General features: G+C 49.1%; 6 protein-coding genes. 3 read left to right on the top strand and 3 right to left on the bottom strand.

Annotated features, from left to right (window positions below):
• The first annotated feature begins 247 nt into the window (after positions 1 to 247).
• The 3 genes from BUB16_RS14225 (at position 248) to BUB16_RS14215 (ending at position 3671) form a co-directional block, all read left to right on the top strand.
• The gene (locus BUB16_RS14225) at positions 248 to 1231 is read left to right on the top strand and encodes a GlxA family transcriptional regulator (protein WP_073065743.1); all 984 of its coding nucleotides are present in this window, start codon (positions 248 to 250) and stop codon (positions 1229 to 1231) included.
• 388 nt (positions 1232 to 1619) lie between these two features.
• Positions 1620 to 2612: a 1-aminocyclopropane-1-carboxylate deaminase/D-cysteine desulfhydrase gene (locus tag BUB16_RS14220; protein ID WP_073065740.1), complete on the top strand. Its 993-nt coding sequence runs from the start codon at positions 1620 to 1622 to the stop codon at positions 2610 to 2612.
• 165 nt (positions 2613 to 2777) lie between these two features.
• A complete protein-coding gene (locus BUB16_RS14215) occupies positions 2778 to 3671 on the top strand; it encodes a DUF72 domain-containing protein (protein WP_073065737.1) in 894 nt (297 codons plus the stop codon).
• Positions 3672 to 3888: 217 nt separating this feature from the next.
• Here BUB16_RS14215 and BUB16_RS14210 read toward each other — a convergent pair whose 3' ends face one another.
• The 3 genes from BUB16_RS14210 to BUB16_RS14205 are packed head-to-tail and all read right to left on the bottom strand — an operon-like array spanning position 3889 to position 6377.
• Positions 3889 to 4845, bottom strand: coding sequence for a helix-turn-helix transcriptional regulator (locus tag BUB16_RS14210; RefSeq protein WP_073065735.1), 957 nt, complete (start codon positions 4843 to 4845; stop codon positions 3889 to 3891).
• Positions 4842 to 5015 (bottom strand): hypothetical protein, encoded by a 174-nt coding sequence (locus BUB16_RS21590; RefSeq protein WP_170864406.1) that lies wholly within the window; start codon positions 5013 to 5015, stop codon positions 4842 to 4844. The genes BUB16_RS14210 and BUB16_RS21590 overlap by 4 nt, the downstream gene beginning before the upstream one ends.
• 60 nt (positions 5016 to 5075) lie before the next feature.
• The gene (locus tag BUB16_RS14205) at positions 5076 to 6377 is read right to left on the bottom strand and encodes an Nramp family divalent metal transporter (protein ID WP_244545705.1); all 1302 of its coding nucleotides are present in this window, start codon (positions 6375 to 6377) and stop codon (positions 5076 to 5078) included.
• Positions 6378 to 6426: the final 49 nt, after the last annotated feature.

Raw genomic sequence — 6426 nt, 5'->3', positions numbered from 1 at the left:
GCCTCTGAAATTTTTGAACGCTTATAATATTTGTTATTCATTGCATAGCAATATGTTACAAACTTTTATAACATGCTATGCTTCATAAGACCCTTGTAAAATAGCTACCCTGCGCGGTGCGTTTACGCCATTCTCACAGGTTGATTGCGACATTCAGTTTTAGTAGCATTATTAATAGCTATTCGTTGCCAGTAGTACCAGACCGTAGTAACGAATAACCACAAATTTCAAATCAAGTGCCCTGATCATGAAACATATATCCATACTCGTACCGCGCGGTCACACCAGCGTGGTCAATATCGGTGGAACGCACCAAATTCTTAACCAGGTCAACGGAATAATGGCCGAAAAGGGTAGGGATCCGATTTTTGACGTACACCTGGTGGGACTTGAAAAAGAAACCCGCCAATCAACGGGTCTTTTTGCCATAAATACGGACTGCCTGATCGAGGAAGTCGATAGGACCGACCTGATTGTTATCCCCGCCATCCACGATGACCCGCGCAAGGGAATTGATCAGAACAGTGATTTTATTCCCTGGATCGTAGATCACTATAAAGCAGGAGCGGAAGTGGCCAGCTTGTGTGTCGGGGCTTTTTTCCTGGCGGCAACGGGACTGCTGAACGGCAAGCAGTGCGCTACGCACTGGATGCATGCCGACAGCTTCCGGCAAATGTACCCGGAGGTCGATATGGTGGATGAGAAGATCATGACCGAAGAAGACGGCATTTATACCAGCGGAGGCGCCTATGCCTTTACGGATCTGCTGCTGCATATTATAGAAAAATATGCCGGACGTGAAGCGGCCATCCTGGCCTCCAAAGCGTTCTCCCTGGATATTGACCGCACTACTCAGTCTGCTTTTATTATTTTTGAAGGACAAAAAGACCACAACGACAGCAAAGTGATAAAAGCCCAGAAATATATTGAAGACCACTATCAGGATGATATCAAAGTCAATCAGCTGGCGGAAGAATTAGCCATGAGCCGGCGTACGCTGGAGCGGCGATTTAAAAAGGCCACCCATAATACCGTGACCGAATACAAGCAGCGCGTCAAAGTGGAAGCCGCGAAGAAAGACCTGGAAGTCACTCGCAAGAATATAAGCGAAGTGATGTATGATGTCGGCTACTCCGACACCAAATCCTTTCGCAACCTGTTCAGGCGAATTACCGGCCTGACACCCGTCGAATACCGCGACAAATACAACAAAGAGGCCGTTGCTGTGTAGTTTATCAGCATGCCTGATGAAGAAGATCAGCAGATTTATCGATTTCTATGAGTATAGAATGGTCACTGGCTATTATTCAGTATGTAGAGGCCTGGTTCAATATCAATACGGGCATTACCCTATCCAACGGAAGATTGAGCGCTCTGATTGGTGATAGGACAAAATACCTTTATTTTTGCTGGAAAACGGAAGTGACGAGCCTGAGATCGTGTTCTGGCTCGCTCATCCGTCAGTAAGATGTTTGAGCCAAAGATCGAGATAGCAGCGGAAGCGGGCAGCCTGGAAAAAAATACGACGTATGTAATGGCGTACAATAATTGAGGAAAAACGCGAACGTTGGACCGGAAAAATAGTCAGTAGATTAATAAATAATATTTCCTGGAGATAGATGATATCGAATAATCAAAAAGCTATAGAACGGTATAAGTCAATTCAGAGAGTCAGCCTCTCAAACCTTTTCACGCCTGTTGAAAAGTGTGACCGGATGCAGGAAATTTATCCGAAGTTACCGAACCTGTATATCAAGCGAGATGATTTTATCGGCTCTTTGGTGTGGGGTAACAAACTCCGGAAGCTCGAATATTCGCTGGCTGAAGCACTGGATCTGGGAGCAGACACCATCATTACCTGTGGAAGTGTTCACTCCAACCACGCTCGTACTACCGGACAGGTAAGCCGTCGATTGGGACTCGATTGCATCCTGGTACAAAACGGCGAGGAGCCGGAAAAAAAGCTTGGCAACCCGCGGATCAATGAGCTAATGAATATCCCGATCCACTATGTCTCCGGCAGTGATCAACGGCGACCGAAAATGAAAGAGATTGCCGATGAACTTAAATCAGCGGGGAAGCATCCATATATTATTCCTTTGGGAGCTTCAGATGAAATTGGCGCCTGGGGATTTGTCCGTGCCATGGAAGAAGTAAAAGAGCAACAGGATACCATAGGTATCGAATTTGATACTATTATTCATGCTTGCTCATCGGGAGGCACAACGGCAGGGATGGAAATTGGCAAACGTTTGTTTGGACCGGATGATTTGACAATCATAGGCATAAGTGCCGATGATCCCGCCGAAAAGGTAAAGCAGGCTGTGATAAAGGCGACCAATCCTGTGATGAAGCAGTTATCGGAGGAACCCCTTTCGGCAGATGCCTTGAGCATCGATGACCATTATGTGGGCGAAGGCTATGGTATTCCCACAGAATTGTCAGATGAAGCATTTAACGCCTTTATTGATGTGGAGGGAATCACGCTTGATCCGGTTTATACAGCCAAAGCAGCTGGTGCGCTGATAGATTACAGCCGGCGGGGAATGTTTGATGCCGCTGATAATGTTCTTTTTTGGCATACCGGCGGATTGTTGAATCTCTTTAAGTAACTTTTTGATTACGGTGTACCTATGAAATTAGCTTCTTTTGATATTGAACTTGCCGCGCCGCTCCCCGAAAATAACCGGGACAAGATTAGTGATGCGGTAACAAGCTGAAAAAATAAATATATTGGGGCTCATTCACGAGAAATTTGATAAGTAAAAGATAGCACTATGAAATTTGGCAGCGTAGATAATCCCGATCAGATTGACTTTTCAATCCCGGAAGACCATCCCGGAACCGCAACAGTTCTTTCAGGCAGCAGCACCGACGCTACAAATCTTTATGTAGGCTGCGCCAAATGGAACCGCAGGGATTTGAAAAATTTCTACCCGCGGGGAACCAAAGACGAATTGACCTATTACGGCTCGCAGTTCAATTGCGTGGAGCTGAATGCTACTTTTTATAACACATTTGACCGGGATCAAATAGCATCCTGGCGTGATAAGGTGCCGGAGAACTTCAAGTTCTTTCCCAAAGTAAACCGGTACATCAGCCATTTGAAATGGTTGAACGGGATAGAGGAAGCCACCGATGATTTTATTGACAGCATTGTTCATTTCAAGGAAAAACTGGGGACTACCTTCCTGCAGCTGCGGGGCAATTTCAAGCCCAAGTTCTTTGACCGGGTCGCAAGTTTTGTGGAATACTGGCCCGAAGGCGTTCCCCTGGCGGTTGAATTTCGTCACCCGGACTGGTTTGATAACGAGAAAGTCGCCGGAGAACTCTACCAGCTGCTGGAGGAAAACAAGGTCGCGAATGTCATTACCGATACGGCCGGCCGGCGCGATCTGCTTCATATGCGGCTGACAAACAGCGAGGCTTTTGTCCGGTATGTAGGCGCCAACCATCCCACCGACCAGTCCCGCCTTGATGAGTGGACTCAGCGGCTGAAAAAATGGACGGACCAGGGACTGGAAAATATCCACTTTTTTGTCCACCAAAATAAAGAGAAGCGGTCTCCTCAGCTGGCGGCGCATTTCATAAAGCAGATGAACGGGGCCATAGGTGCGAACTTATCGATTCCGAATCCCGGAGGAGATGAGGAACAAAAAGAGCTGTTTTAATTACACCCCGGCCCGGTTAACTACTCGCCGGCAATTCACAAGAGACGGGATATTGGGACAAGAAAAAACGTAGCTTGTCCCATGAAGTCTTCCGATCTCATTATGACAGGAGCCCTTTCTTGGTAAACAGATTCGCTATTTGCCTCAAAAAGAGCCAGCATCTGACTCCAATCACCTATTTCCACCCGATCCTCAAAGTCCGACAGTCTCCCAGCTTCTATTCTTTATAATGGTGATATAGTTCTTCAGAAAGTTCCCCCATCCGTGTTTTGAGTCGTTCCGGGGTTTTAATGGTAACACCATCTCCCCAAGTCAGCAGCCAGCGGGCAAAATATTCCATGGAAGCCGTCAGAAATGTCATCTCGATAGCCCCATCAACTTCCTCTTCAGCAATCCAGCCGTGGTAATATTTCTGATCCCCCATGTATCGGATTATTTTCTCGGCAAATCGAACCACGACCTCGTGCAGGTCTTGCTCATCGCGCAGGCTCTGCTCCGAGAACGCTTTCAGCGTGTGTTCGGGAGGGTCCGACAGCCGCTCGGTTGTCTTTTTGTACCCCCTGATGCGGTCCACGCGAAACATGCGATAATCGGTGCGCAGGCGGCACCAGCCCGCCAAATACCAGTGACTGCCGCGCAGCAACAGTCCCAGAGGCTCCACATCCCGCTGGGTGTGCTGGTCTTTATAGGGCGAATAGTATTCCATGGCCACCACCACCCGGTTCACGATGGCATCCTGTAAAAAAACAAAAACACGGCGGTCCGTTTCGATATGCTTTTCGTCGGGATAGGGAAAGGCCTTGATATGCCGGTCCAGGATATCGAGATATTCTTTCTCGCGGCTGCGCAGGACGGCGCGGATCTTATCGAGAGCGGACAGATAGGACTCGCTGAGCTTGGTCTCACTCCACTTCTGCATCAGCCGCTCCCCCGCCAGCAGGGCCGCGGCTTCCTCCTTGTCAAACATCACAGGCGGCAGGTGGTACCCTCTCACAATAAAATAACCCACTCCCTGCTCAGAGCCAATCGGGACCCCCGCTTCCTGCAGCGCCCGCAAATCCCGGTAGACGGTCCGCTTGCTGATATCATAGCGCTCAGCCATCTCCCCGACGGTTACGCGGGGACGTCCCTGCAGGTAGATGATCATCGCCGTAAGTCGGTCAATACGATTCATTTGCTCATTCTCTCGGTATATTTAGACGCCAGCCCCAGCCGTTTACCCGTGTCGCCTGCACGCTTCCGTTTGGGGCTGGCAGGCCGGGTACGTTGAATAGCGCTGCTGGAAAAAAAGTCCCCCCTCGGCTTGCTTGTCAGCCGGTCATACACCGCACTATGGTCCTTCATAGCCTGCCGGACAAGGTTTCCCGGTGTTCCTGTTTGTTACATCATATATTCTTTATTCCCTTACCCGTACTGAATCAGCCAGTAAATATACAACAGCGCAAATACGGACAGGAACATGATCCCGCCCCGGCTCAGCCATCTTAACCACGGCCGGGGTTGACACTCTTCCGGCACGTGATCGGCCGTAACCAACCGGTAGTTAATATATGCCAAAACCGGAGCCGTTAAAAAAGAAAGCGTAGCGGCAAAATCAATGAGTAAGGTAAAAACATCGCCCAAAAAATACAGTACACCCAGGGAAAATACCGGAACCAACACGAGCAGGATGCGATAGAAACGCAGGGATTTTGCCTGGATAAACGTGCCCGGCCATAACACTTCCAAAAAGCGAGATATCACCCGCGGGTAGGCATCCGCCACGGTAAGCGTAGTGCTGAACATGGTGGTAAATGCACAAATGATAATAATCGTATAGGCCCAACTGCCCAGGCTTTCGGTATAAAGGCTGATAAGCTGTCCGGCAAAGGCCGTCCCGCTGCTGGCAAAGGTTTCGCCGCTGCCGTACATCACCAGTCCCCCCAGTCCCACAAATCCGAGCGCCAGAAGAGCAGCGCCGATATAACCGATGTTAAAATCCAGCAGGCTCTCTTTGAGCCTCGGCCGATACTGAGTTTGTTTCTCGCGTTCCAGCGACCAGAGCGAATGCCAGGCGGCCGCATCTATGGGAATCGGCATCCATCCCATGAGTGCAATTAAGAAGGAGACCCCCGCGACATCCCAGATATCGGGATAGAAATGGGTCACCTCATGTTGCCCCCCCTGGTACAGGGCCGCACCGAAGGCCACAACCGTGGAAATAGCCAGGACAGCCATAATAAGTTTAATCGCCCCGTCCAGCGCCGAATACTGTCCCGATAACAGCAAAGTAATACAGATGGCAAGCAGTATGAAACTCCAGATGAGTGGGGATAGCGCAAGTCCCGTAAGTTCGGCCGCCAGGCTGGCACTTACAACGGTAACAGCGGCCTGTATGACAAAGACCGTTCCAAGCGTAAAAAAGATATAGATTCCGATCGCCCAGTTGCCCAGCCGTTTATAGCCCTCAATCATACTTTCGCCGGTGGCAATGGCATAACGGGGACCATATTCCAGAAAAGGATATTTAAAAATATTGGCCAGTACAACTGCCCAAACCATCGCAAACCCATAGGTGGCGCCTGCGCGGGTGGATTGCACCAGGTGCGATACCCCGACGGCGGCGGCAGCCATCAATAATCCCGGGCCCAAACTTTTTTTTATTCCCTGCCAGTTTATTGGTATTGTGCTACTTTCCTGTTGATCCATCCGAAATAGGTCTTCCACATTAATTTTGACAATATATACTAATTTTGGACATTAAATGACAAACAGA

Origin of the sequence: Fodinibius roseus, assembly GCF_900129315.1 — a bacterium.
In the GTDB taxonomy this organism is placed as follows: Bacteria; Bacteroidota; Rhodothermia; order Balneolales; family Balneolaceae; genus Fodinibius; species Fodinibius roseus.
Note: the sequence above shows the minus strand (reverse complement) of the source record. Positions and strands in the feature narration are given on the sequence as shown.

Bases quoted from the DNA above. Each gene is read 5' to 3' on its own strand.
- BUB16_RS14210 (WP_073065735.1), bottom strand. From the start codon at position 4,845: ATGAATCGTATTGACCGACTTACGGCGATGATCATCTACCTGCAGGGA.
- BUB16_RS14215 (WP_073065737.1), top strand. From the start codon at position 2,778: ATGAAATTTGGCAGCGTAGATAATCCCGATCAGATTGACTTTTCAATC.
- BUB16_RS14225 (WP_073065743.1), top strand. From the start codon at position 248: ATGAAACATATATCCATACTCGTACCGCGCGGTCACACCAGCGTGGTC.
- BUB16_RS14220 (WP_073065740.1), top strand. From the start codon at position 1,620: ATGATATCGAATAATCAAAAAGCTATAGAACGGTATAAGTCAATTCAG.
- BUB16_RS21590 (WP_170864406.1), bottom strand. From the start codon at position 5,015: ATGAAGGACCATAGTGCGGTGTATGACCGGCTGACAAGCAAGCCGAGG.